The sequence below is a fragment of the Methylobacterium sp. UNCCL125 genome (assembly GCF_900116795.1).
Taxonomy (GTDB): domain Bacteria; phylum Pseudomonadota; class Alphaproteobacteria; order Rhizobiales; family Beijerinckiaceae; genus Methylobacterium; species Methylobacterium fujisawaense.
This window is the reverse complement of the sequence record NZ_FPBW01000006.1, coordinates 1-24,025: the sequence shown is the minus strand read 5'-3', so window position 1 is coordinate 24,025 and position 24,025 is coordinate 1. Positions and strand designations below refer to the sequence as shown.

The 24,025-nt window shown below is 70.2% G+C and carries 22 protein-coding genes; 6 read left to right on the top strand and 16 right to left on the bottom strand.

The window, feature by feature from the left end:
- Window positions 1-36: 36 nt before the first annotated feature.
- Entirely contained in the window at window positions 37-195 is a 159-nt protein-coding gene (locus tag BM396_RS32690) for a hypothetical protein (RefSeq protein WP_158713272.1), read from the bottom strand.
- A gap of 719 nt (window positions 196-914) precedes the next feature.
- Between BM396_RS32690 and BM396_RS07015 the strand changes: the two genes are divergently transcribed.
- From BM396_RS07015 to BM396_RS07005, 3 genes are all read left to right on the top strand, one after another.
- Window positions 915-2,954: a hybrid sensor histidine kinase/response regulator gene (locus tag BM396_RS07015; RefSeq protein ID WP_244538835.1), complete on the top strand. Its 2,040-nt coding sequence runs from the start codon at window positions 915-917 to the stop codon at window positions 2,952-2,954.
- 55 nt (window positions 2,955-3,009) lie between these two features.
- The gene (locus tag BM396_RS07010) at window positions 3,010-3,981 is read left to right on the top strand and encodes an NADPH:quinone oxidoreductase family protein (RefSeq protein WP_043381055.1); all 972 of its coding nucleotides are present in this window, start codon (window positions 3,010-3,012) and stop codon (window positions 3,979-3,981) included.
- Window positions 3,982-4,168: 187 nt separating this feature from the next.
- Window positions 4,169-5,818: a methyl-accepting chemotaxis protein gene (locus BM396_RS07005; protein WP_348273015.1), complete on the top strand. Its 1,650-nt coding sequence runs from the start codon at window positions 4,169-4,171 to the stop codon at window positions 5,816-5,818.
- 86 nt (window positions 5,819-5,904) lie between these two features.
- On the opposite strand, the gene BM396_RS07000 is transcribed toward BM396_RS07005, so the two are convergent.
- The 7 genes from BM396_RS07000 to BM396_RS06970 all read right to left on the bottom strand — a co-directional run bounded on the left by BM396_RS07000 (window position 5,905) and on the right by BM396_RS06970 (window position 14,329).
- Window positions 5,905-6,918: an adenosine kinase gene (locus tag BM396_RS07000; RefSeq protein ID WP_043381053.1), complete on the bottom strand. Its 1,014-nt coding sequence runs from the start codon at window positions 6,916-6,918 to the stop codon at window positions 5,905-5,907.
- 52 nt (window positions 6,919-6,970) lie between these two features.
- Window positions 6,971-7,546, bottom strand: a complete 576-nt coding sequence (locus BM396_RS06995; protein WP_043356934.1) for a Uma2 family endonuclease — start codon at window positions 7,544-7,546, stop codon at window positions 6,971-6,973.
- 52 nt (window positions 7,547-7,598) lie between these two features.
- The gene (locus BM396_RS06990; protein ID WP_043356936.1) at window positions 7,599-9,008 is read right to left on the bottom strand and encodes an MFS transporter; all 1,410 of its coding nucleotides are present in this window, start codon (window positions 9,006-9,008) and stop codon (window positions 7,599-7,601) included.
- A 118-nt stretch (window positions 9,009-9,126) separates the two neighbouring features.
- Window positions 9,127-10,056 carry a glutaminase gene (locus BM396_RS06985; RefSeq protein WP_043356938.1) on the bottom strand — a complete coding sequence of 310 codons (930 nt, stop codon included), beginning with the start codon at window positions 10,054-10,056 and terminating at the stop codon, window positions 9,127-9,129.
- A 179-nt stretch (window positions 10,057-10,235) separates the two neighbouring features.
- Window positions 10,236-12,005 (bottom strand): ABC transporter ATP-binding protein, encoded by a 1,770-nt coding sequence (locus BM396_RS06980; protein WP_043381239.1) that lies wholly within the window; start codon window positions 12,003-12,005, stop codon window positions 10,236-10,238.
- Window positions 12,006-12,209: 204 nt separating this feature from the next.
- Window positions 12,210-13,571: an MFS transporter gene (locus tag BM396_RS06975; protein WP_043381050.1), complete on the bottom strand. Its 1,362-nt coding sequence runs from the start codon at window positions 13,569-13,571 to the stop codon at window positions 12,210-12,212.
- On the bottom strand, window positions 13,568-14,329 hold the full coding sequence (locus tag BM396_RS06970; protein ID WP_043381048.1) for a PRC-barrel domain-containing protein: 762 nt from the start codon (window positions 14,327-14,329) through the stop codon (window positions 13,568-13,570). Before BM396_RS06970 ends, BM396_RS06975 begins: the two co-directional genes overlap by 4 nt.
- Before the next feature lie 340 nt (window positions 14,330-14,669).
- Here BM396_RS06970 and BM396_RS06965 point away from each other — a divergent pair, with 340 nt between their 5' ends.
- Window positions 14,670-15,077, top strand: a complete 408-nt coding sequence (locus tag BM396_RS06965) for a hypothetical protein (protein ID WP_043356959.1) — start codon at window positions 14,670-14,672, stop codon at window positions 15,075-15,077.
- A gap of 61 nt (window positions 15,078-15,138) precedes the next feature.
- On the opposite strand, the gene BM396_RS06960 is transcribed toward BM396_RS06965, so the two are convergent.
- The 3 genes from BM396_RS06960 to BM396_RS33635 form a co-directional block, all read right to left on the bottom strand.
- Window positions 15,139-15,540, bottom strand: a complete 402-nt coding sequence (locus BM396_RS06960; protein ID WP_043356953.1) for a PRC-barrel domain-containing protein — start codon at window positions 15,538-15,540, stop codon at window positions 15,139-15,141.
- 116 nt (window positions 15,541-15,656) lie between these two features.
- Entirely contained in the window at window positions 15,657-16,142 is a 486-nt protein-coding gene (locus tag BM396_RS06955; RefSeq protein ID WP_043356961.1) for a DUF2721 domain-containing protein, read from the bottom strand.
- A 49-nt stretch (window positions 16,143-16,191) separates the two neighbouring features.
- The gene (locus BM396_RS33635) at window positions 16,192-16,314 is read right to left on the bottom strand and encodes a hypothetical protein (RefSeq protein WP_257787383.1); all 123 of its coding nucleotides are present in this window, start codon (window positions 16,312-16,314) and stop codon (window positions 16,192-16,194) included.
- Between the two features lie 243 nt (window positions 16,315-16,557).
- Here BM396_RS33635 and BM396_RS06950 point away from each other — a divergent pair, with 243 nt between their 5' ends.
- Window positions 16,558-16,917, top strand: a complete 360-nt coding sequence (locus BM396_RS06950) for an SWIB/MDM2 domain-containing protein (protein ID WP_043356955.1) — start codon at window positions 16,558-16,560, stop codon at window positions 16,915-16,917.
- A gap of 298 nt (window positions 16,918-17,215) precedes the next feature.
- Here BM396_RS06950 and BM396_RS06945 read toward each other — a convergent pair whose 3' ends face one another.
- The 5 genes from BM396_RS06945 to BM396_RS06925 form a co-directional block, all read right to left on the bottom strand.
- The gene (locus BM396_RS06945; RefSeq protein ID WP_043381047.1) at window positions 17,216-18,013 is read right to left on the bottom strand and encodes an SDR family NAD(P)-dependent oxidoreductase; all 798 of its coding nucleotides are present in this window, start codon (window positions 18,011-18,013) and stop codon (window positions 17,216-17,218) included.
- A 68-nt stretch (window positions 18,014-18,081) separates the two neighbouring features.
- Window positions 18,082-19,509 carry an MFS transporter gene (locus BM396_RS06940; RefSeq protein WP_081948602.1) on the bottom strand — a complete coding sequence of 476 codons (1,428 nt, stop codon included), beginning with the start codon at window positions 19,507-19,509 and terminating at the stop codon, window positions 18,082-18,084.
- A 309-nt stretch (window positions 19,510-19,818) separates the two neighbouring features.
- Window positions 19,819-21,165 carry an ATP-binding response regulator gene (locus BM396_RS06935; protein ID WP_043381042.1) on the bottom strand — a complete coding sequence of 449 codons (1,347 nt, stop codon included), beginning with the start codon at window positions 21,163-21,165 and terminating at the stop codon, window positions 19,819-19,821.
- On the bottom strand, window positions 21,162-22,382 hold the full coding sequence (locus BM396_RS06930) for an FIST signal transduction protein (protein WP_043381040.1): 1,221 nt from the start codon (window positions 22,380-22,382) through the stop codon (window positions 21,162-21,164). Before BM396_RS06930 ends, BM396_RS06935 begins: the two co-directional genes overlap by 4 nt.
- Before the next feature lie 147 nt (window positions 22,383-22,529).
- Window positions 22,530-23,093 (bottom strand): c-type cytochrome, methanol metabolism-related, encoded by a 564-nt coding sequence (locus BM396_RS06925; protein WP_043358028.1) that lies wholly within the window; start codon window positions 23,091-23,093, stop codon window positions 22,530-22,532.
- A 249-nt stretch (window positions 23,094-23,342) separates the two neighbouring features.
- On the opposite strand from BM396_RS06925, the gene BM396_RS06920 reads away from it, so the two are divergent.
- Window positions 23,343-24,023 carry a transglutaminase-like cysteine peptidase gene (locus BM396_RS06920; protein WP_091994739.1) on the top strand — a complete coding sequence of 227 codons (681 nt, stop codon included), beginning with the start codon at window positions 23,343-23,345 and terminating at the stop codon, window positions 24,021-24,023.
- Window positions 24,024-24,025 lie beyond the last annotated feature (2 nt).

The following is a 24,025-nucleotide window of genomic DNA, read 5'->3' as shown; positions in this document are numbered from 1 at the left end:
TCCTCGCGACCGGAGCGGAGCGGGCCGGCACGACGCTCATCGATCCGGTGGGCGCGGGTTCAGTACAGGGGCGATGGCGTCGTCCTCGCGCGTCCGGTAGAGCGCCATCGGCTTGGTCGCGTGCGCCCGCTTGGGGGGCGTCGTCGCGCCGCACAGCACCGGGCCGGCCCGCAGGGTTTCGACGAAAGGGTGCAACCGGTCGAGGCAGCCGCCTCCGGCGGTCCATTGGACACCGAGATGCGCTGTTCGGTGCGCCTCCGTGGAGGACGAGAATTCGTCAGTTCAGCTCGATCCCGCGTTCCGGGCACGGCGAGATCGCCCTCGGTCAGGCACCCGGGTATCGCTGTCGCTCCAACATGCAGGATGCCCGCCGGGACGGGCAGGCTCGTCTGCAGAAGGTCGCTGACGAACGCGAACAGCCGTTCGGCTTCGGCGTGGGCTGCGTCGCTGTCGACTGAAATGCCGGCCGCCGGTTGTGCCGTCTGCCCTGGCCCACGCTCTTGCACGTGCCCGGGTCAACGTATTTCGTCCGCACGGACTGCCGCCGGTCCAGAGGGCGGTGTTGGAGGCCTGCGCGGAGAGATCAGGTCAACGGATCGCCGCGATCCAGGCCCTGCCGTCCTGCAATCCCAGTCATTCCCGGGCACCCCCGGGCGAGCCCGGAACCCAGAGCCGCCGCCAGCCATGCCGGCACGCGGTCGAGGTCTGGATCCTGCTTCGCAGTCCCGGAATGACGGGGCTGTGACGTCGGGCTGTGACGTCGGGCTGGTCTCCGACTACAGGCATCCACAGGGCCGCCCTGGCTTGGAGATGGCGTCGAAGACGGTCATACGCGGTAAGTCCATGACCTGTATCGCTCAGAACTTGTGATCGATCCCCTCTCCTTTCTATCCGGCGGCGGCGAGGCCGCGCGGATGATCCGCGCACGCGACTGGACCGGCCATCCCCTCGGCCCCCCGGGGACCTGGCCGGCGGAATTCCGCGCGGCCCTTTCGCTCGTTCTCAACTCGCCGGAATCGATGATCCTGGCCTGGGGGCCCGATCTCCACTTCTTCTTCAACGACACCTACTTCCCGCTGCTCGGGCCCCGTCTGGCCTGGGCCATGGGCGAGCGGTTCGACGTGGTCTGGGCCGATGCCTGGGATCAGGCCAAGCCGATCATCGACGCGGCCATGGCAGGCAGCCCGGAGCGCTTCATCGATCTGCCCTGGCAGCTCGACACCGACCGGGGCTCCCGGGAGACGTGGTGGACCTTCTCGTACTCGCGGGTCCTCGACGCCGCGGGGCGGGTCACGGGGTTGTTCATCCTCACCAACGAGACCACGGCCCGCGTGCGCGCCGACGCCGCCCTCAAGGAGAGCCAGGGCCGCCTGGAATCCGCCCTCGCGGAGCTGCGCGACCTCAACGCCACCCTGGCCCAGCAGGTCGAGGAACGCACCGCCGATCGCAACGCCCTGTGGACGCTCTCGTCCGACATGATGCTGCGCTGCCTGTTCGACGGCACGATCACCGCGGTGAACCCGGCCTGGACCGAGGTGCTGGGCTGGCGGCCGGACGAGCTGATCGGAACCAAGCTCATCGCCTTCGTCCATCCGGACGATTTCGACCGCACCGTCGAGGGCGCGCAGCAGCTCGCCACGGGATCGAGCCTCGCGCGCTTCGACAACCGCTACCGCCACCGGGACGGCGGATACCGCTGGATCAGCTGGGCGGCCCGGCCGGGGGAGGGTGTGATCAACGCCGTCGGCCGCGATTTCACCGCAGAGCGCGAGCGCGCCGACGCCCTGGCCGCCACCGAGGAGGCCCTGCGGCAATCGCAGAAGATGGAGGCCGTCGGCCAGCTCACCGGCGGGATCGCCCACGACTTCAACAACCTGCTCGCCGGTATCTCCGGATCCCTGGAGCTGATCCAGACCCGCCTCGGCCAGGGTCGCGTCATGGATGTGGACCGCTACATCAATGCCGCGCAGGGAGCGTCCAAGCGGGCCGCGGCCCTGACCCATCGCCTGCTCGCCTTCTCGCGGCGGCAGACCCTCGATCCGAAGCCCACCGACGTGAACCGGCTCGTGGCCGGCATGGAAGAGTTGATCCGGCGGACGGTCGGCCCCGCCGTGATCGTCGAGGTGATGGGTGCGCCCGGTCTCTGGCCGGCCCTGGTCGACCCGCCGCAGCTCGAGAACGCCCTGCTCAACCTGTGCATCAACGCCCGTGACGCCATGCCGGAGGGCGGCCGGATCACGATCGAGACCGCCAATGCCTGGCTCGACGAGCGCGCCGCCCGGCGTCACGACATGCCGCCGGGCCAGTACCTCTCGCTCTGCGTCACCGATACCGGCATCGGCATGCCGCCCGAGATCGTCGGCAAGGTGTTCGAGCCGTTCTTCACCACCAAACCGCTGGGGCAGGGCACCGGCCTCGGCCTGTCGATGATCTACGGCTTCGCCCAGCAATCGGGCGGCCAAGTGCGGATCCATTCCGAGGTCGACAAGGGTACCACGGTCTGCCTCTACCTGCCCCGCCATCGCGGCGCGGTCGCGGAGGAGGATCCGCATACCGCCGTCGGCGCGCCGCCTCGGGCCGCGCCGGGCGAGACCGTGCTGGTGGTCGACGACGAGCCGACCGTGCGCATGCTGGTCACCGAGGTGCTGGAGGATCTCGGCTACACGGCGATCGAGGCCGCCGACAGCGCGGCCGGCCTCAGGGTGCTGCAATCCGACGTGCGCATCGACCTGCTCGTGTCCGATATCGGTCTGCCGGGCGGCATGAACGGGCGCCAGATGGCCGAGGCCGGCCGGGTGACGCGACCGGGGCTCAAGGTCCTGTTCGTCACCGGCTACGCGGAGAATGCCGTCTTGGGCAACGGCCAGCTCGATGCCGGGATGCAGGTCATCACCAAGCCGTTCGTGGTGGAGGTGCTGGGCGCCCGAATCCGCGAGATGATCGGGACGGCTTGACCGCACGGCCGGTTCGGGCCTCATCGGCGGAGAAACGCCGGGGAGGAGACACGGAATGCGGGCGCTGCTGTGCACGAGGCTCGACGGGCCGGAGCATCTGGAGATCGTGGAGCGCCCCGATCCGGTTCCGGGTCCCGGGCAGGCCCTGGTGCGGATGCGGCTCGCGGCGCTCAACTTCTTCGACACGCTGATCGTGGCTGGGCGCTACCAAGTGAAGCCGGCCCTGCCGTTCTCGCCGGGCGGCGAGGGGGTCGGCGTGGTCGAGGCGCTCGGGCCAGGGGCCTCGGGCGTGGCCGTGGGCGACCGGGTGATCGTCCATGCCGGGCACGGTTGCTGCGCCGAACTCATCGCCCTCGACGCCGCCCGGCTCACGCCGGTGCCGGACGCGGTGCCGGACGAGCAGGCGGCCGGGCTCACCATCACCTACGGCACCTCGCTCCATGCCCTGGCGAACCGTGCCCGCCTGCAGCCCGGCGAATGGCTGGCGGTCCTCGGGGCCTCCGGGGGCGTCGGTCTCGCCGCCGTGGAACTGGGGCGGCTGATGGGCGCCCGGGTGATCGCCTGCGCCTCCTCGGAGGAAAAGCTCGCCGTCGCCCGCGCCCACGGCGCCGAGGCCGGCCTCGTCTACGATCCCGCGACGCTCAAGGACGAGTTGCGCCGGATCTCCGGGGGCGGGATCGACGTGGTCTACGATGCGGTCGGCGATGCCTACGCGGAGCCGGCCCTGCGGGCGCTCGGCTGGCGCGGCCGGTTCCTCGTCATCGGCTTCGCCGCCGGGGAGATCCCGCGGCTGCCGTTGAACCTGATGCTCCTGAAGGAACTCGACGTGCAGGGCGTCCACTGGGGCGCCTTCCTCGAACGCGAGCCGGAGGCGCATCGGGCCGACCAGCGTCGGCTCCTCGACTGGGTGGCCGAGGGCAAGCTCACCGCGCAGGTCCACGGCGTCTACCCGCTGGCGGACTTCCCGGAGGCCTTCGGCCTGCTGACCCGCCGTGCGGCCGTAGGCAAGGTTCTCCTGCGGCCCTGATCGGGCCGCGGCCGCCCGCCTTCGACTGGATCGGCGCTCGACCCGCGGCACGGCCTTGGCGGGCGACGCGTCATGCGTTCCGCGCTGATCTGCGGCGCAGATCACTTCCGAAGTAGAGGTTGCGAAAAATCTGTCCTTCATCTTCGTGTGCCACGATGCGCCGGTGTCGTCCTCTGTGGTGCCCGAGATGAGCTTTCGAAGAAGTATCGTTTCGAAGCTGATACTGCCATCGATAATCGGCTTTTTGCTGTTTATCGCAAGCTCGACCATCGGCTTGATGCAGATACAGGCCATCAATGCCGCCGCCGTGGAGACCCGCGACGTCTGGGTGCGCAAGGACAACGATCTCCATACGATTCGATTCCTGATGCTGCGGTACCACACGACGACGATCCGCAAGGTGGTCGCCGTCGACGACGGTGAGAACCGGGACCTCGATGCCGAGTTCGTCGAGATGGATCGGACCATCCCCGAGGCCTTCCAGAGCTATCGCGTGCGCGCGACGACGCCCCGGGAGCGCGCGCTCTGGGACGCATTCGAGGGGCGGTGGAAGGTCTATCGCACCGCCCAGGAGGCGATCCTCGCCCCGCTCAGGCGCGGCGACCGGAACGCGGCCCGCGACGCCATCGCGCCCGCCCGCCCGCCTCTGGTGGCCGCCTTCGATGCCCTGGCGGATCTCGCCCAGGTCACCGCCGAGGGCACGAACGTCTCGGTCCAGCGCTCCGAGGATGCGTTCCGGACGGCGTGGTCCGTCACCATCACGCTCTCCGTGATCGGAGCGATCATGACCGGCGCGGCGGTCTGGTGGGTCTGGCAGCGGGTCGCCCGCCCGATCCGGTCCCTGGCCGAGATCATGGGTCGGCTCGCGGCCAACAACCTCGACGTGGCCGTCGGCGGCTCCGAGCGAGCGGACGAGGTCGGGGTCATGGCGGCCTCCGTCCAGGTCTTCAAGGACGGCCTGATCCGCGCGCGCACGCTCGAGCACGAAGCGGCACAGGCCCGCGCCGCGGCCGAGGCGCGGCGGCGGAGCGGCATGCAGCAGATCGCCGACGCCTTCGAGGGCACGGTCGGCGGCATCATCGGCACGGTCTCGGCCGCCGTCGCTGCGCTGCAGGACACGGCCTCGGCCATGAATGAGGCGGCCGCCGACACCGCCGATCGCTCCGGCCGGGTGGCGAGCGCGGCCGAACTCGCGGCCAGCACCGTCAACGTCGCGGCGGCGGCGGCGGAGGAACTCGGCGTCTCCGTCCAGGAGATCAGCCGCCAGGTCGCGGGCTCGACGGCGCTGACCCAGTCGGCGGTCGCGGACGCGGAGGCGACCGCGCACTTGGTTCGGGATCTGAACGGGGCGGCGGTCCAGATCGGTCATGTCGTGACCCTGATCTCGACCATCGCCGAACAGACGAATCTCCCGGCGCTGAACGCCACGATCGAGGCGGCGCGGGCCGGCGCGGCGGGCCGCGGCTTCGCCGTCGTGGCCGCAGAGGTGAAGGCGCTGGCCGGTCAGACCGCGCGGGCGACCGACGAGATCGGTGGCCACGTCGCCCGGATCCAGTCCTCCACCGGCGACGCCGTCTCGGCGATCGGGCGCATCGGCGGCCGAGTCCAGGAACTCAGCGCCGTGGCGACGCGGATCGCCAGCGCCGTGGAGCAGCAGGGCGCCGCGACGCAGGAGATCGTCCGCAACGTCTCCCAGGCCGCCCAGGGGGCGGCTGACGTCACCAGCACCATCACGGGCGTCGCCGACGCGGCGAAGGCAACCGGAGCGGCGGCCGATCAGGTTCTCACTGCAGCCTCGGAGCTGTCGCTCCGGTCCGGGCATCTCAGGACGAGGTGACGCGCTTCCTCGCGACCGTCCGCGCGGTCTGAGCGGGCGGAATCGGAGCGGACGCAACCCTCCGACCGCGCGCCCGGCGCACCGGCTCAGAGGAGCCCGCGTGCCTTGGCCAAGCCGACGAGATCCGCCTGCGGACGGGCGCCGATGTGCTGGATGACCTCGGCCGCCGCGAGCGTGCCGAGCCGGGCGCTCGTGACGTGGTCGAGGCCGCGGGCGTGGCCGGCCAGGAAGCCGGCCGCAAAGAGGTCCCCCGCCCCCGTCGTGTCGACCACCTCGTGGACCGGGCTCGCCTCGACGGCGCGGACCTCGCCACCCTGCACCACCAGGGCACCGTCGGCCGAGCGCGTCACGAGGCCGAGCAGATGACGGCCGCGGGCGTTGCGCTCGTCCCGCAGGGCCGCCACCGCGGCCTCGGCATCGTCGGTCTGGAAGAGGCTCTGCAACTCGCCGATGTTGGCGAAGAGGATGTCGATGGTGCCGTCGCGGATCAGACCGAGGAATTCATCGCGGTAGCGACCGACGCAGAACGCATCCGAGAGGGTCAGCGCAACGGCGTTGCCGGCCTGGTGGGCGATGTCGGACGCCTTGCGGAACGCCTCCTTGGCGGCCGGCGGATCCCAGAGGTAGCCCTCGAGATAGACGACCCGGGCGGAACGCACGAGAGCCTTGTCGACATCGTCGGGCGAGAGTCCCTGGCAGGCGCCCAGATAGGTGCTCATCGTGCGCTCGCCATCCGGCGTCACCAGCACGAAGCATCGGGCGGTGGCCGGTCCCTCGGCCGCCGCAGGGACGCTGAAGTCGACGCCGGTCGCCTTGAGATCGTGGCTGAACAGGCCGCCGAGCTCGTCGTTCCGGACCTTGCCGACGAAGCCGGTCTTGGCCCCGAGCAGGGCCGCGCCGACCGCGGTGTTGGCGCCGGAGCCGCCCGACACGATCGTGGCCGGGCCCATGGCCTCGAACAGCGCCTCGGCCCGCGGCTCGTCGATGAGCTGCATCGCACCCTTGGTGACGCCCTGCGCCGCCAGGAAGGCATCGTCCGTCCGTGCGATCACGTCGACGATCGCGTTGCCGAGCACGAGGAGATCGAGAGGTTCAGTCATCCGGGCGTCCTGATTCGCGTTCGCGCCGCTGTGGCATCCACCTCGGATCGGATCAAGCTCCGTCGTCGTCGGACGCGCGGTCGGCGAACAGCTCCGGGACGGGCAGGCGCAGGCCGGGCGGCGTCAGGTCCAGCGTCTCCTGGGTCGCGATGCGGGTCTCGATCAGGCCGCCCTGCGCGCGGCGGTGATGGATGACGAGGCGTTTGACCGGATCCACGATCAGATAGTGGATCACGCTCTCGAGACTGAAGTAGCGGGTCAATTTTAAACCCGAATCGACGGAACGTGTGCTCGGCGACTGCACCTCGACGACGATGACGGGATCGGTGATCTCCGTCGCATCGGGGTCAGCGCGCATTCCGCAGTAAACGAGGGCGTCGGGCTCGAAGACCGTATCCTGATCGACGCGAACGCTGATGCCATCCGGCAGCGCGTAGCAGGCGCTCTTCGCTTGCTTCAGTGCGGACCGGAGCGCCAGATAGGTGGCAGCCTTGACCTCGGCATGCCGAACGCGCTCCGGCGACATCGCGAACACCTCGCCATCGACCAGCTCGAAGCGCCCCGGCTGCCCATCGGCCCAGGTGAGAAACTCGTCGACCGTCATCCGGGATTTCGGCTGAGCGACCATGCCCGAGGCTAGCACGGATTCGGCCTCCTGGGAGCCGAGCCCGTGACGGGCCTCACCCCGCGATCTTCTCCAGCGCGACGTCCCGTGTCCGCGGACCCAGGAGCCCGACGAGCAGGCCCGCGGCCAGCATCGCGGCCGAGATGAACAGGAACACGCCCGGCGTGCCGGCCTCCCGCAGGACGAACGCGATGACGAAGCCCGTGAAGATCGCCGAGAAGCGGCTCCAGGAATAGACAAAGCCCACCGCCCTGGCGCGGATGCCCGTGGGGAACAGCTCGGCCTGATAGGCGTGGAAGCTGTACGACATCACGTTCGAGGCGAGCGTCAGGCCGATGCCGAGCGCCACGATGATCGGGACGTCCCGCGTCTGCGCGAAGGCGAGGCCGCAGCCGATATAGACGAGGGCGGCGGCCACGATGACGTGCTTGCGCTCGAACCGGTCGGCGATGGCGAGGCCGATCAGCGGGCCGACGGGGGCGGCCAGCGCGATCAGGGCCGTGTAGGCGAGGCTCGACGTCACCGTGATGCCCTGGGCCACCAGCAGGGTCGGCACCCAGTTGGCGAAGCCGTAGAAGCCCACCGTCTGGAAGACGTTGAATCCGGCCATCATCAGCGCCCGGCGCCGATAGGGCCGGACCCACAGGTCGCGGAAGGCGCCGCGCGGCTGCACCGGCTCCGCCGCGGCCGGCGCGGGCAGCGCGCCGCCATGCTCGGCCGCGATCCGCGCCTCCAGCTGCCGCAGAATCGCGTCGGCTTCCGCCAGACGCCCGTGCTCGACGAGCCAGCGCGGGCTTTCCGGAAGGCCCGCCCGCATCCACCAGACCACGATCGCCGCCGAGGCGCCGATCAGCACCACCCAGCGCCACCCGTCGATGCCGAGGGGGGCGATCGGGATCAGCAGGTAGGAGAGGAACGCCACCACCGGCACGGCCGTGAAGCCGATGCCCTGGCACAGGGCGAAGGCCCGGCCGCGGATCGCCTTCGGGACGAGTTCGGAGAGGTAGCTGCCGATCGTCACCATCTCCAGGCCGAGGCCGATCCCTGCGACGAGCCGCCAGAGGTTGAGGCCGAAGGCGTCGCTTTGGCAGGCCATCACGACGTTCGCCGCGGTGTAGGCGAGGAGCGACCACGTGAAGATCGCCCGGCGCCCGAACCGGTCGGCGAGCCAGCCGCAGACGAGGGTGCCGATGAACAGTCCCGTGAAGAGGGCGGCCACGAAGCTCGCCACACCACTGGCGCCGAACAGGCCGGGGGTTGTCGGCGTCAGGATCCCGGCCTTGACGAGGCCGGGCGCCACGTAACCGGTGAAGAGCAGGTCGTAGAGTTCGAAGAAGAACCCGAGGCCGAGCAGCGCCACGAGGCGCCAGACCGTCGGCGTGGCCGGAAGCCGGTCGAGACGGGCCAGGATGGCACCCGGATCCAGACCGTCGTCGGCAGCCCGGACCGCCACACTCGTCGCCATGCCGCTGAGTCTCGCTTCGGCGCCGCAACGCCCCGGCGGCGCAGTGCCGCGGAAGTGGGCGCCGCGCAAGAGGGCAGGGGAAGGGGGGCAGGGAAGGGGGGCAGGGGAAGGGACCCGCTCAGGATCCGAAGACGGACCAGCCCATGCGCTGCGTCAGCCGCTCCAGGGCGATGCGGCCGAGATGGGAATTGCCCGCCGCGTCGAGACCGGGCGACCAGACGGCGATGGAGGCCTTGCCGGGTGCGATCGCCAGGATGCTGCCGCCGACTCCGCTCTTGCCCGGCAGGCCCACGCGATAGGCGAACTCGCCCGACCCGTCGTAGTGGCCGCAGGTCAGCATGATCGCGTTGATGCGGCGCGCGCGCTCCGCCGAGACCACCGAATGGCCGGTCGACGGGTTGATGCCGTTATGCGCCAGGAACCGGCCGGCGCGTGCGAGCTGGCGGCAGTTCATCGCGATGGCGCAGTGGTGGAAGTAGACGCCGAGCGTGTAGTCGACCGGATTGTCGATGACGCCGAAGGACTTCATGTAGTTGGCGAGCGCGGTGTTGCGGAAACCCGTGCGCTTCTCCGAGGCCGCCACGGTCTCGTCGATCGCGATGCTCGAATCCTGGGCCAGGAACTGCATGAAGCGCAGGATCTCGCCCAGCGCCTCGCGGGGCTCGTGGCCCGAGAGGATCACGTCGGTGACCGCGATGGCGCCCGCATTGATGAACGGATTGCGCGGCACGCCGCGCTCCCGCTCCAACTGGACGATGGAGTTGAACGGGTTGCCCGAAGGCTCGCGGCCGACCCGTTTCCACAGCCGGTCGCCGACCATGCCGAGGGCGAGGGTGAGGGTGAAGACCTTCGACACGCTCTGGATCGAGAAGGGCGTCTCGCTGTCGCCCCCGGCGAAGACGCGTCCCGCAGCATCGATCACCGCCATGCCGAACTGACCGGGATCCACCCGCGCGAGTTCGGGAATGTAATCCGCGACCGCCCCCCGATCGGAGCGCTGGGCCATCTCCTCGGAGATTTCCCGGATGACGAGGGCAAGGTCAGGCACGGTGGGGCTCGGGCATCGAGACGCGTCGGAACCGGGCCGGTTCGCGACGTCCAGGCGATGCAAGGTCCGGTCCGGCGGGCCGATGATCTACCAGTGCCGATCGGGCGTGAAAACCGGAGCGGCGGAACTGCGCCGCCGTCCCGGCGCGGCGATGCCGGGACGGGTCCACGGGGGCGAAGTCAGGCGGCGGCGAGGGCCATCGCCATGGATTCCTTCTTCATCAGCTCCCGGAAGAAGCCGTCGAGATGGGTCAGCTTGTCGGGCGAGCCGTCCTGCGCGATGCGGCCGCCGTCGAGCACGACGATCCGGTCGAAATCCTGCAGCGTCGAGAGGCGGTGCGCGATCGCGATGACGGTCCGGCCCTTCATCAGGTTGGCGAGGGCCTGACGGATCGCCTGCTCGGATTCCGCGTCCAGCGCCGAGGTGGCCTCGTCGAGCAGCAGGATCGGCGAGTTCTTCAGGATCGCCCGGGCGATGGCGATCCGCTGACGCTGGCCGCCCGAGAGCTTCACGCCGCGGTCGCCGACGATCGTGTCGAAGCCTTCGGGCAGGGCCTTGATGAAGTCGGTGCAATGCGCGGCCTCGGCGGCCTGCCAGACCTCCTCGTCCGTCGCCTCCGGCCGGCCGTAGCGGATGTTCTCCCGCAAGCTGCGGTGGAACATCGAGACGTCCTGCGGCACCACGGTGATCGCCTCGCGCAGGGATTCCTGGGTGACCCGCTCGACGTTCTGGCCGTTGATGCGGATGGCGCCACTCTGCACGTCGTAGAAGCGCTGAATCAGCGAGAACAGGGTCGACTTGCCGCCGCCGGACCGGCCCACCAGACCGACGCGCTGGCCCGGCTCGATGACGAGGTCGAAATCCGTGAAGACGGGGCGCCCGTCCGGATAGCTGAAGGCGACGTGCTCGAACTCGATCTTGGCGCCCTGGCCTGTGAGCGGCTGCGCTTCCGGATGATCCACGAGATCGTGGGGCTGAAGCAGGGTGTGCAGGGCCTCGGCCAGCCGGGCGGTGTGCTGGGTCGCATCGACCAGCGCGACCGCGAGGTCGCGGGTGGCCGCCAGGATGCGGATGCCGAGCGTGCAGACCAGCACGACCTGACCGTTCGTCGCCTGTCCGGCCTCCCACATCTGGATCGCCCAATAGAGCAGGCCGAACACGGCAAGCACGGTCAGCACCGCGTGCACGATGCGCAGCTTCTCGAGGTAGAGGAGCGACGAGCGCCGCGCCCGCATCTCGGTCGCGATGGTGCCCTCGAAGCGCTGCCCCTCGCGCTTGAAGGCCGAGAAGGCGCGCACGAGCGACATGTTGCCGACGAGATCGACCATCTCGCCGTCGACGCTGGCGGCCTTGGCGGCGAAGTCGTGGTGCAGCGGCTTGCCGGCCGAGGCCATCTTGAACATCAGCACGACGACGGCCGCGAACACGCCCGCCAGGATGCCCGCCATGGTGAGGTTGACGGTGGCGATGTAGGCGATCGACCCGAAGGCCGCGACCGTCGGCGGCATCACGTTGAACACGAACATGTTCTCGACCGTGAAGATCGCGTTCGAGGTCGCCGTGATGCGCGACGCCAGGGTGCCCGGCTGGCGGTCGGAGAAGAAGGTCGGGGAATGGCCGGTCATGTGCCGGAACAGGTCGCGCCGGATGTCGCCGGTGATCCCCACGAAGGTGAAGGCGCCGGTCAGCGCCGCCACGCGCCAGAGCATGTTGTCGGCGGCGATGAAGGCGACCAGGACCGCGAGCGCGCTCCAGACGACCGTGTTGCCCGGGCCGGGCCCCTTCGTCAGCGCGTCGACCACGCCCTTGAGGGCGTAATCGGTGGAGACCGAGAAGCCGACGGCGCCGAGCACGGAGATCAGGATGACCAAGTGCGGCAGCCAGCGGCGGCGGAGATACCGCGCGACGAAGGCGAAGGGCCTGTCGGCGTATCGGTGCAGCTCTTCCATCGCGGTGACCATTCCGTATTCGCGCGGCTTTGGCTTACGGGCTGAGGCGGCGTGCAGAGCGGGCGCAGTCTGACCCGCAGCGGCAACGCGAGAGCGTTGCCATATGTTTCACCGGCCCGCACCTTCCGTGCGCTTTTATCCGCAGAACCTGAACGTCGCTTGAGCGGCGCGGAAACACCCTTGCGAATCCGATGCCGCGGCCGGTCAGGCCGTGTGCTCCGTCGGACGCGTCTCCGGCATGATCAGCGCCACCAGCATGAAAGCCGCGAACCCCACGATCGCGAGCCCCAGGAAGGCGCTGTGGCTGCCGAGATGGTCGGCCATGATGCCGGCAAGCGAGGTCGAGAGGGCGGCGCCGATGCCCATGGCCGTGCCGACCGCGCCGAGGGCGAGGTTGAAGCGGCCGGTGCCACGGGTGAGATCCGACACGATCAGCGGCACCATCACGCCCAGCACCGACGCCGAGATGCCGTCCAGCACCTGGATGGCGACGAGACCGTAGGGGTTGGTGGTGTAGGCGAGCAGCAGGCCCCGGACCGGCAGGGCGCCGAATCCGAACAGCAGCACCGGGTAGCGGCCGAAGCGCTCGGCGGCCCGGCCGACCGCAGGGGCGCTGACCGCCAGCACCGCCTGCGGGACCATGATGCAGGCGGCGACCAGCGCGGTGGCGGTCTCGCTCGCCCGCAGGGTCAGGACGCTGCCGACCAGGGGCAGCATCGCGGCGTTGGCGAGGAAGAACAGCACCATGCAGGCCGCGAAGCACAGGAGGCTCCGATTGGTCAGCAGGGCGCGGATGCTGTCCTTGCCGGTCGACGGCGCCGCCTGCGCCGTGGCCGGCTCCTTGAACACGTTGGAATCGATGTCTTGGGCGCGGATGCGCGCCAGCGCGATCACCGTCGGGATGCCGAGGGCGGCGGTGAGGTAGAAGACGGCGCCGTTCGACAGGTAATATCCGATGGCGCCCATCCCGGCCGCGCCGAGGGCGTTGCCGAGGGCCGCGAAGCTGGCATTGCGGCCGAGACGCTCGCCAGCGTGGGCACGCCCGACGAGTCCGATGCTGATCGCCGCGATGGCCGGTGTGAGCACGCAGCTCGCGGCCGAGTGCAGTGCCATTGCCAGGAGCACGATCAGGAAGCTCGGCCAGACCGCCAGCGCGAAGGCGCTGCCGGCGATCCCGATCACCGCCACGGCAGCGGCGAAGCGCTTCGAGCGCACGACGTCGACGAAGGCGCCGCCCGGGACCTGGCCCAGCAGCGCCACGAGGCTCCCCACGGTCAGGGCGAACCCGATGTCGGATTGGGTCCATTTCGCCTGGGAGAAGTAGACGGCCAGGAAAGGGCCGAACCCGGTCTGCAGGTTGGCCACGAAGAACGCGAAGGCATCTAGGCCGTAGCGGCTCGTTGCCGAGATCACGCGTCCCCCCTGTGCGGCAGGAACCGCCGACGCGCGCGCGGCCTCGCCCGCCGGATCCTTCAGGCGGCCCGGACGGGAGCGGATGTCCTGACGGGACAGCTCACGTTCGCGCGGAGTGGCGGCGGTTCGGGCCTTCGACCGGGCCACCGTCACTTATCCGGTGCCTTCTCCGGAGGGCGGGCGGGCGCGGTCGCGGCCGGCGCCGCCGCGCCCGAGGCCGCACTGCCCGGAGCGGGCGAGGTCGGAGCCGCCGCGGCGGGGGCCGGTTGCGACGGTGCCGCCGAGCCCGGCGCCGGATTGGCCGGCGGCGTGGTCGCCTGCTCGCCCTCCGCCGCCGGCGCGGCGGGGCTGGCGGGCCCGAGAACCACGATCGGCTCCCCGGCCTTGTATTCCGGTGACACGCGGACTTGGTTGCGGGTCAGCGCGACCGAGAGCTTGCGCTCCTTGCCGCCGTCCGGCGTGAAGCGCAGGGCGCGCCAATCCACTGCGATCTTGCGGGTTCCGACCCCGAGGAAGCCGCCGAAATCGATGATGGCGGCCCTGGGATGGCCCTCCTTGTCGATGATGATGTCGATGACGCGCCCCAGTTCGTCGCCGCCGGCGCTGCGCACGCTGCGACCGAGCAGGCTCTCGTAATCCTGCGTGTCGAGGACCGTGGCCGGTGTTCCCTGCTGCTGCGTCTGGGTCGTGGAAGGCGGCGAAGTCCCGGCGGCCGGCGGTGCGGCCGGCGCCGCCGCGGGCGGAGAAGTCGGCGGTGTCGGAGTTGGCGCCGGAGCCGGCGCGGGAGCCGGAGTCGCGGACGGAGGCGTGGCCGGTGCGTGCGGCGCTGCCTGCCCGGCCGCACCCTCGCTGCCGCTCACCTGCGCCGCAGCCCCCGACGCCCAGAGGGCGAGCGTCACGGCCGCGATCATCCGGTTGGTTCTGAACACGCTTCGTCCTCTGAGGAAGGGCCGGGCTGCACCGGCGCGCCGGCGCGTCCACGACCGTATCGGCCGGTTCCGGGTCCGCCGCCGGCTGGACCCCGCCTGCGGATGGCGTCATGCCGCAGGACCTGGGCGAAGTTATGGACCGCAGCGGCCAGACAGCAAGACGCGAACCGCGCGCTTCGGCGGTCTGCCACAAAGGATACGGCGATGATGACCGGGGGCGCGACGGCACTGTCTGGTTTTCGCCGCATCCCCGGCGTAGACAACCGCTCATAAGCCCATGCGAGCCGCGGACGGCACCGCGGCCACTGTCGAGGACCACACGATGTCGACCCTCCCCACGTCGAGATGCGCCGCAGCGCGCGGCCTTGCGCTCGGCGCTGCCCTGGCCGGCCTCGTGGCCGGCTGCCAGGCGCTCGGTGGCGGCGGCGGCGTGATGCCCGCGACAGAGGTCGGCCTGCCGCCCTCGCTGCGCGGATCTCTGCCGAACCGCGAGCCGCGCAATGCTGCGGTCGATGCCGATGGTCAGCCGCTCCAGACCGCTCCGACGAAGCAGCTGGCGATCCCGAAGACCGCCGGCGGGGCGACCCGCACCGCCGATAGCGGGGAGCGCCGGATCCGGCGCGAGGATCTCGACGGCGGCAATGCGGCGGTCGGTGGCAGTGGCAGCAGCGGCGCAATGGGTCCGATGCTGTCGCCCGGCGGCAGCGTCGGCCTCGGCGGGAAATTCTGAGCCGTCAGGCCGAGACCGCCGCGCCCGCTCAGGAGGGGCGCGCGTACGGGCCGTCGAAGGTCTAGATCCGGGCGCGATAGCTCGGATCGGCGACTTCGTCTTCGCCGGCGCCGGGGCTCGATGCGCCTGCGAGGACCGCCGGATCGATGTCGATCACGTAGCCGCCGAATTCGGTGCTGTAGGTCAGAGCCTTCCAGGGAAGCGGGTGGTGGGTCTCACCCAATCCGAGGAATCCCCCGAAGGCCAGCACCACGTAGGCGACCTGTCCGGAAACCTTGTCCACCATGAAATTGTGGACGGCGCCCAGGTGGCGGCCGCTGCTGTCGTACACGGCGGTGCCTTCGACCTTGTTCGACGCGATCAGCCGGGGGCTCTCGTCGATGGCGATGCCCTCGCCGGCGGGATCGAGCTCCAGGGTGCCGGGCTTTCTCAAGGCGCGTTCGTTGGGCAGGTCCGTCGGCATGATGTCTCCCGATCCATGAGCGGGATCGTGCCCGCGTGGCGGTCCCTGGCTCACTAAGCGCCTGGGCCGGGACGGGTTCCGCCTCCTGAGCCGGTGGCCGGGCGAGCGCCGGCCTCTCAGAGGTCGGGTGGTATCCCGGCGCTCCTCCGCCGCTGATTGATCCGGTCGCGGACCGATCGGCTGGCCAGCAGCATCTCGAACCCGAAGGCCACGAGGGCGCACAGGGTGCAGAGGATCGCCGCGCCGAACAGACCGAACAGTAATGTCGTGACCGTGCTGTCGCGCATGGCTCCGACGAACAGGGTCAGCACCGATCCGCAGGTCGCCACGCCGCCCAGCGCGGCCAGGAACACGGCGGCATCCAGGGCCAGCGAGCGCCGGTGCAGCCGATCCAGGCGCCGTCCGAGGAGGATGCGCTCCGCATCGCCGGCGCCCGCGAGGAGCCCGGAGACGTGGTCGGCCTGATCGGCCACGCGCGCGAGCCGCGCGCCGAAGACGTTGAGCAGCGTCGCGATGCCCGACAGCAGGAACACGGGGCTCAGCGCCACCTGGACGACGTGGGCGGTGCTTTCCGGGCTGGCGAGGGTGATCGGATCGGTCATGCGGTCGGGCTGATGCACCCGGTGGACGGGCGCTGCAATCCCGGCGCGTTCAGACCAAGCCGCGGCCCGGCGCGATGCCGGGCGCGGAAGGCTCGGCCCGCACCAGGAGACCGAGACTCGTGACCAGTCCGGTGGCGAGCAGGAGCGCGAGCGTGAGGGTCGGGGCAAACATGCCTGTACTTCACGTGCAGGATTGTTAAAGGCAGGTTTCACGCCCGGCGGTCGGCCGAATAATCTTGGCGGCGGCGTCCATCCGGCGATCCCGCAGGGGATTTCTGCGCCTGCGTTGTGGATGAGGCGTTTCCAAAGGCAATTTCCCCTTGGAACGGCGGCGGCACCGCTTAGTTGCTGCTATGCTGGCTCGGCCGTGGGGCGATCATGCCCCGGCCTGCGGCCCGAGAACCGGAGGATGTTGATGGCCACAAAGACCGAGAAGGCTGCGCCCAAAGCGGCCAAGACCACCAAGACTGCGGAGAAGGCCGCCCCGGCCAAGGCTGCGAAGCCCGCCGCCGAGAAGTCGGCCGGCGCCAAGCCGAACGCTCTGCAGCAGCCGCTGAAGCCGTCGGCCGAGCTCGGCGCCATCGTCGGGACCAGCCCGCTGCCGCGCGGCGAGGTGGTCAGCAAGGTTTGGGACTACATCAAGAAGAACAACCTTCAGAACCCGCAGAACAAGCGTGAGATCCTCGCCGACGACAAGCTCAAGAAGGTCTTCGGTAAGGACAAGTGCACGATGTTCGAGATGAACAAGCATCTCGCTGCGCACCTGAAGGCCTGATCGCGCCCTAGAGCCAAGTCCGGCATTCTCTCCGGGCCGACGGCTCTAGGAGCCCTGCGGCGTTCCCCGTCGTACGGGAAGACCGGCCGTGTGGCTTGGTATGATGCGGACGAGAGTCCGGCATCCAGAGCCGCCGGTCCGATCCCTCGTGGCGAACGCGTCGCCTGAACCCGAGGCGCCCGACGTATCGCCAGCGCGGGCTTGTCGATGCGCCGCCGCGCGGATTTCGCCGTCCCAGACCAGCACGGTTCGAGCCCCGCTTCGGCGGTCGCCGGCGTTGCCCCCACCGATCCCGGCTTCAAGCGAGGCCCTGCAGGACCCCTCCGTCGACCCTCAGGGCGGCGCCGGTGGTGGCGCTCGCGGCCGGGCTGCAGAGATAGGCGACGAGATTGGCCACCTCGTCCACCCGCGCCAGCCGCTGGATCAGCGACGAGGGGCGATGCTCCGCGACGAATTTCCGGCCCATGGCCTCGAGGTCGGTATCGGCTGCGGCTCCGGCCATCTGCCGCATGAAGTCCCCGACACCCTCCGAGAGGGTCGGGCCGGGCAGGACACTGTTGACCGTCACGCCGCTGCCGGCCACCGTCTGCGCCAGACCGCGGGAAATCGCGAGCTGCGCCGTCTTGGTCATTCCATAATGGACCATCTCGGTCGGCGTGTTGATGCCCGACTCGCTGGAGATGAAGATCACCCGTCCCCAGCCCCGCTCCGCCATGCCGGGCGTGTAGGCCCGCGACAGGCGCACGCCGCTCATCACGTTGACGTCGAAGAAGCGCTGCCAGTCGGCATCCGGGATCTCGAAGAACGGCTTCGGCTCGAAGATCCCGGTGTTGTTGACCAGAATGTCGACCGCCGGGACAGCCTTGACCAGGGCTGAAACACCCTCACCGGTGGCGACATCGCCCGGTGCCGCAAAGGCGCGGCCGGCCCGCGTCTCGCCCCGCAGCTTCGCGAGGGCGGCCTCGACCCGCTCGGGCGTGCGACCGTTGATGCCGACCTCCGCACCGAGGTCGCAGAGTTCCTTGGCGATGGCGTAGCCGATGCCGCCGGTCGACCCGGTGACCAGGGCCTTCCGGCCGGTGAGATCGAGATCCATGGGGCGCTCCAGCATGGGTTACACCCCATCAACGTAAGCCGGCGTCCCGGGTGGCATACGCGATCCGGTTAGCCGCTCCGACTCCGCCGCAGGACGCTGGCGCAGCCGCCGATCACCGAGATCGCCACCGCGCAGGAGAGCGACAGGGTCACCGCCCGCTCGGCCCCGAGACCGTGGGTCAGGCCGAAGATCACCGCCACCAGAGCTGCGCCGAGCGACTGGCCGGTGAGCCGCGCCGTCGACTGCATCCCGCTCGCCCCCCCAGCCCGTTCGCGCGGCGCCGACGTGACGATCACCTTGTTGTTGGGGGACTGGAACAGGCCGAAGCCGAGACCGCACAGGGTCAGCCGCCAGACGATATCGAGGGTCGTCGGAGCGGCCGGCAGGATCGTCACGCAGACCAGACCGACGGCCATCATGGCCAGGCCGATCCCGCCCAGGATCCCGGGCGGATACCGGTCCGCAAGGCGGCCGGAGATCGGCGCCATCGCGGCGACCGCGATCGGCCAGGGGGTGAGCAGGAAGCCGGTCTGCGTGCTGGAGAGGTGCAGCACGTCCTGAAAATAGAAGGGCAGCGCCACGTAGGAGACCATCTGGGCGCAGAACGAGGCGACGGAGGTCGCCATCGACAGGGCGAAGGCGGGGATCCGCAGCAGGTCCACGGGCAGGAGCGGCGCGGCCAGCCGGATCTGGTGCCGGACGAACACCGCGCCGACCGCGATCGCGGCCGCGAGTTCGAGGACGGCGATGCCCCGGGCCTCCGGATCGCCAAGCCCGTCGATGCCGATGATCAGCAGGCCGAAGGTCAGGGCGTTGAGGACCGCACTCACGAGATCGAAGGGGCGGCCGCTCGCCGGCGTCGCCGGCAGGGTCCGGGACGCCACCGCCAGGGCCAGCAGGCCCACGGGGATGTTGACGAGGAACAGCCAGGGCCAGGTCGCCACCGACAGGATCGCGGCCGCCACGGTCGGGCCGGCGGCCGAGGCCACCGCCACCACGAGCGCGACGTTGGCGACCCCCTGGCCGATCATCCGGTGGGGGTAGATGAAACGGACGAAGCCGATGTTCACGCTCATGATCGCCGCGGCGCCGAGCCCCTGGACGATCCGGGCGGCGATCAGCAGCGGCAGGCTTGGCGCCAGCGCGCAGGCCAGCGAGGCGGCCACGAAGACGGCCAGACCCGGCAGGTAGACGCGTCGGAAGCCGAAGATGTCGCCCAGCGTCGCGAACGGCAGGAGGGTGGCCGTGACGGCGATCTGGTAGGCGTTGACCACGAAGATCGCGTCGGCCGGCCTGACCGCCAGATCCTTGGCCATGACGGGCAGCGCCACGTTGACGATGGCGCCGTCGAGGACCGCCATGGTCATGGCCAGCGCGATCGCCGCCATGGCGAGGACGCGCTCGCGGGGCGGCAGGCCATCGTGCGAAGGCCCCTGCGGGTGCCTCTGCGGGTGTCCGTGACGGCCGCCGGCTGGACCGAGCGGGACCTGCGCCATTCCTGCGCGCTCCTGCGGCGTCCCGGCGGGTCCGTGACGTCGATGGCTGGGAAAATCCGGACGCAGGACGCGCCGCGGACGCTGTTCCCTGTCGCGCAGGCGGCACGGCACGTCGAGGGGCGTCGTGTGTCCTATGTCACGGCACGGGCAGGTTTGTTCGCGTCGGACGGGTGCCGCGTCGGGGGCTCGTGCTCCGCAGCGGGGCGACCCATCCCTTGCTCGGCCGGGGATCGGCTTTCCCGAAGGTCCGCCTGTCCGCAGGCAGCGCGAGGCGTGCCGCCGGTCGAAGCGCGGACCGCCGCAGGCCGCTCAGGCGAGCATGTAGGTGAGCAGGGAGCGGAGCTGCGCCGGCTTGATCGGCTTGTGCACGAGTTCCGCCCCGGCGGCCGTGACCCGGTCCTCGACGGCATCGGAATGGTCGGCGGTGGTGACGATGACCGGGACCGGATCGGCGTGCGCGGCCCGGAGGTAGTTGGCCACGTCGAGGCCGCAGGCGCCGTCGTCGAGATGGTAGTCGAGCACCAGGATGTCCGGCCGCGGGGCGCCGGCCTCTACGGCGGCCCGCACCCCCGCGAGGTCGCGGAAGGTCGAGACCCGGGCATCCCAGTTCTGGAGGAGGCGGGCGAGGGCGTCGGACGTGGATGGGTCGTTCTCCACGACGAGCACGTGCGCGCCCGAGAGCCGGGTCGCCACCGGAGCGGGCGGGGCGACGGCCGCCGGGATCGTGCTCACGGGCAGCGTCAGGGCGACTCGGGTGCCGTGGCCGATCCGGGAGCGCAGCCGCAGGGGGTGGTCGAGGGCCTGGGCCATACGGCGGACGATCGACAGGCCGAGGCCGAGGCCCGGCTCCTCGCCGCTGCCGGTCCGGGCGCCGCCGCGGAAGAACTCGTCGAAGACGAGGTCGCATTCCTCTGCGGCGATGCCGCAGCCGGTATCGGTCACCTCGATCCGGATGCCGCCGGACCGCCGCCGGGCCGCGAGAACGATCCCGCCGACGCTTGTGTACCGGACCGCGTTGGAGACGAGGTTCTGGAGGATGCGCTGCAGGAGCATCACGTCGCTGGTGACGGTGACGTCGGGGCAGCGCAGCGACAGCCGCAGGCCCTTGCGCTCCGCGAACGGCTTGAAGCTCTCGGCCAGCTCCGCCAGCAGGTCGGGCAGGAACACCGGCTGGATCTGCGGCCGCACGATCCCGGCATCGAGCTTCGAGATGTCGAGCAGCGTCTTGATCAGATCTTCGATGGTCTGCAGGCCGCGATCCACCTGGCCCGCGATGATGCGCGCCTCCGGCGGCACGTCGAGATCGGCCAGCGCCGAAATCGACAGGCGGGCGGCGTTGACCGGCTGAAGCAGGTCGTGGCTCGCCGCGGCCAGGAACCGGGTCTTGGAGCGGTTGGCGGTCTCGGCCTCCTCCTTGGCGGCGCCCAGCGCCTCGTTGGAGCGCTCCAGCCGGTGCATCAGCCCGGTCAGCTCCTCGGTGCGGGTGCGGACCCGGCCCTCCAGCATGATCGCGGTCTGGAACAGCGAATAGGCGCTGCCCCGCTGATCCATGGAGCGCTCGACATGGGACATCAGCGCGGCGTTGATGCGCTCGAGCTTCTCGATCCGCCGGTGCAGCGACGCGTCGGTCTCGAGACCGTTCGGATGCAGGGTCACGACGCGACGGGGGTGGCTTCCGCCCCCGGGGCACCGCCGGCGAGGGTCTTGCCGATGGCGATGCCCGTGAAGGTCTGGTTCAGGTGCATCGCCCTGTACTGCTCGCCGAAGGTCTCGAAGCCGACGACGTTGTAGCGGCGATAGAGGTCGGCAATGCCGTGGCGCACCTGCCGGCTCTCGGCGTCGAGCCGTCGCAGCACGCATTCGAAGCCGATGATCAGGTCGACGCCGCCGAGCACCGCGTCGAGGCGCGCCAGCTCGGCCCGCGTCGAGGCGACGATATCGCGCGGTTCGGCGAGGGTCAGCACAACGCCCTCGTCCACCGCACAGAAGAAGCTGAGCGACCCGTCCTCGTTCATGCGCCGGATCGAGCGGCAGAAATACTCGCCGCCGACCTTCACAGCCAGCGGGTAGGCGGCGAAGCTCATCGGCGACAAGCCCTCGGGGTCGAGGCCGATCGCCATCGCGTATTCCCGGGCTGCCGGCTCGGCGTTCAACTCGTGCACGGTCCGGCGCTCGCCATCGGAGGCCGTCACCACGAACTTGGTCTGGGTCGGCTCGAAATTGTCGCTCTTGAAGATCTCCACCGAGAAGTCGGTCTCCACGAGGACCAGGACCGCCGCCTTCCGGTGGATCTTCCCGCCGTGGAGTAGGACGGCGTCGCGGAAGCGCAGGTCGTCGCCGGCCGAGCCGCCGACGATCGGGATGCCGTCGAGTGCCCAGGCGATGGCCGAGACGACCGTCTCCTCGGCGTTGGCGAGCCCGTCGATCAGCGACAGGGCGAAGCGGTGGCCGGACGCGGCCATGTCGACCTCGCGGCACCGGTCCAGCGGGTCGAGGGTCCGGCGCAGCGCCCGGACCGCGGAGGCCGTCCGCTCCACGTCGAGGTGGTCGATGGCGTCGAGGACCGTCGAGACGATGCGGAAGCGCTCCGCCGGGAACGCGATGGCCACGAGGCCGCGGTCGAGGCCTCCGGCCGGGGCGATGCCTCCCGACATCGAGCAGCCCGCCACCGGGACGCCGGGGAACCAAGTTTCCAGCGCGCGGGCCAGGATCTCCGCATCGTAATCCGCCGAGAAGAACACGACGATCTGTGACAGGGCCGAGCCCCCGACGGCCCGGGCGACCTCAGCGGCCGCGTCGGCGGCCCCGGCCGCATCGGTCCAGGCCGTCCAGATGCCGCAGAGATGGCGGCGCACTCCCGATCCTTGAGCCACGTTCCATCCCCTGCGACCCCCTCGGCAAGCTTGGCGCCTGCTCTTCCGCGTCTTGTGCAGAGTATGTCGTGCGCAACCGAGCGGTGCAACGGGGCGTGTCGCCCCCCGGGCAGGTTCAATCTCGGTCCGAGGCCCGGGAGGCGGCGTTCACTTCATGCAGGCGTCCTCGGCCTTCTCGAAGGCAGCGGGCTTGGGCTCGTGCTCCGGCGGTCTGTTGCGACCGAGCGCTCCGTCCGAACGGGCGCGGAGATACGTGAATATGTCCGGCAGGTAGCACATGACGTTCTTGTTATCGCCGAAGGCGGGCATGACCAGCTCCTGCGAGGCGTTCACGTCCTTCTTGCCGCCCACGACGATGCCGGCGAAGTGCGCGTAGTCCATGCCCTTGAGGGCATCGACAAGCGACGGTGCATAGGTCGAGCCCATCCCGTCGGGGCCGTGGCAGACGATGCAGTTGGAATTGTACCGCACGTAGCCGGACATGGTGTACCAGTCGACCTTCTTGCCGCCGTCCGTGACGTGGTAGGTCGGATCGCCGTTCTTGTCGGTGTACTGGCCGTCCTGGACCTTCGCCGGCTGCGTCGGTCCCTCGCTCTTCAGGTCGGTCGATGCCGCGCCGGCTGGGGCGGCGGATGTCGAAACGGCTCCCAGGGTTCCTGCTGCAAGTCCGGCCAGAATGAGCCCGGCGATCCTGTCTGCTGCGCGCCGCATAAGTCGTCCTCCTGCCGCCCACAGGCTTCTTCTCGGTGGAGCGACGCCGGGATAACGACGGATCTCGGAAACGAAGACCTTGGTGCGCCTTCACGATTTCGCGCATCGCGGGGACGTGCCGGCTCGGAACGACGACTGAACGATTATCCGCGTTGCGCACAGCATTAACCTTTTGTTAATCGGCGCATTGCCGCCGGCCCGCCGGCGTGAGAGCTTTCGTTAACGAGAGCTTAACGGTTGGGTCCGGCGATGCGGTTCGCGGTTTCCATGATGCAGAGACGGGTCGAGGCACCCGCAGCGCGTCGGCTGCCCCGGAGCCGCCGCGCCGCCGCCGCCCTCGCGGTCTTCGGCATTGCGGGCCTCGCCACGGGCGTCCAGGCGCAGACGCTTGCGAGCCTGCCGACGGAAGCCGGTGCGCGGGTGCAGGGCGATGCCAAGCCGATCGCGGCCTGGACGACCTTCTGCCAGACCTACGCGGCCGAATGCGCGCTCGACCGGGGCGAACCGGCCCGGATCAGCCTGACGCCCGCGACCTGGGCGACGATCGTGTCGGTGAACCGGCGGGTCAACAAGGCGGTCGAGCCGATGACCGATCAGGACCACCTGCACGTGGCCGACCGGTGGGATCTGGCCGAGGACGGCATCGGCGACTGCGAGGACTTCCAGCTGCTCAAGCGCCATCTGCTGGCCCAGGCCGGCCTGCCGCGGCGGGCGATGCGCATGACCGTGGTGATCGACGAGAAGGGCGAGGGCCACGCGGTGCTCACTCTGATCACCGACCGGGGCGACCTGGTGCTCGACAACAAGACCAACGCGATCCTGCCCTGGCACAAGACCGGCTACGTGTTCATCAAGCGCGAGAGCCAGGACGCCGTCGCCTGGGTCTCGCTCGGCGGCGTCACCTCCCCGGTCACCACCGCCAACCGCTGATC

Bases quoted from the DNA above. Each gene is read 5' to 3' on its own strand.
- BM396_RS06940 (WP_081948602.1), bottom strand. From the start codon at position 19,509: ATGGCGCAGGTCCCGCTCGGTCCAGCCGGCGGCCGTCACGGACACCCG.
- BM396_RS33635 (WP_257787383.1), bottom strand. From the start codon at position 16,314: ATGTTTGCCCCGACCCTCACGCTCGCGCTCCTGCTCGCCACCGGACTG.
- BM396_RS07000 (WP_043381053.1), bottom strand. From the start codon at position 6,918: ATGACTGAACCTCTCGATCTCCTCGTGCTCGGCAACGCGATCGTCGAC.
- BM396_RS07015 (WP_244538835.1), top strand. From the start codon at position 915: ATGATCCGCGCACGCGACTGGACCGGCCATCCCCTCGGCCCCCCGGGG.
- BM396_RS06950 (WP_043356955.1), top strand. From the start codon at position 16,558: ATGGCCACAAAGACCGAGAAGGCTGCGCCCAAAGCGGCCAAGACCACC.
- BM396_RS06965 (WP_043356959.1), top strand. From the start codon at position 14,670: ATGTCGACCCTCCCCACGTCGAGATGCGCCGCAGCGCGCGGCCTTGCG.
- BM396_RS06945 (WP_043381047.1), bottom strand. From the start codon at position 18,013: ATGGATCTCGATCTCACCGGCCGGAAGGCCCTGGTCACCGGGTCGACC.
- BM396_RS06955 (WP_043356961.1), bottom strand. From the start codon at position 16,142: ATGACCGATCCGATCACCCTCGCCAGCCCGGAAAGCACCGCCCACGTC.
- BM396_RS06990 (WP_043356936.1), bottom strand. From the start codon at position 9,008: ATGGCGACGAGTGTGGCGGTCCGGGCTGCCGACGACGGTCTGGATCCG.
- BM396_RS06970 (WP_043381048.1), bottom strand. From the start codon at position 14,329: ATGATCGCGGCCGTGACGCTCGCCCTCTGGGCGTCGGGGGCTGCGGCG.
- BM396_RS06960 (WP_043356953.1), bottom strand. From the start codon at position 15,540: ATGCCGACGGACCTGCCCAACGAACGCGCCTTGAGAAAGCCCGGCACC.
- BM396_RS06925 (WP_043358028.1), bottom strand. From the start codon at position 23,093: ATGCGGCGCGCAGCAGACAGGATCGCCGGGCTCATTCTGGCCGGACTT.
- BM396_RS06920 (WP_091994739.1), top strand. From the start codon at position 23,343: ATGCGGTTCGCGGTTTCCATGATGCAGAGACGGGTCGAGGCACCCGCA.
- BM396_RS07005 (WP_348273015.1), top strand. From the start codon at position 4,169: ATGAGCTTTCGAAGAAGTATCGTTTCGAAGCTGATACTGCCATCGATA.
- BM396_RS06980 (WP_043381239.1), bottom strand. From the start codon at position 12,005: ATGGAAGAGCTGCACCGATACGCCGACAGGCCCTTCGCCTTCGTCGCG.
- BM396_RS07010 (WP_043381055.1), top strand. From the start codon at position 3,010: ATGCGGGCGCTGCTGTGCACGAGGCTCGACGGGCCGGAGCATCTGGAG.
- BM396_RS06995 (WP_043356934.1), bottom strand. From the start codon at position 7,546: ATGGTCGCTCAGCCGAAATCCCGGATGACGGTCGACGAGTTTCTCACC.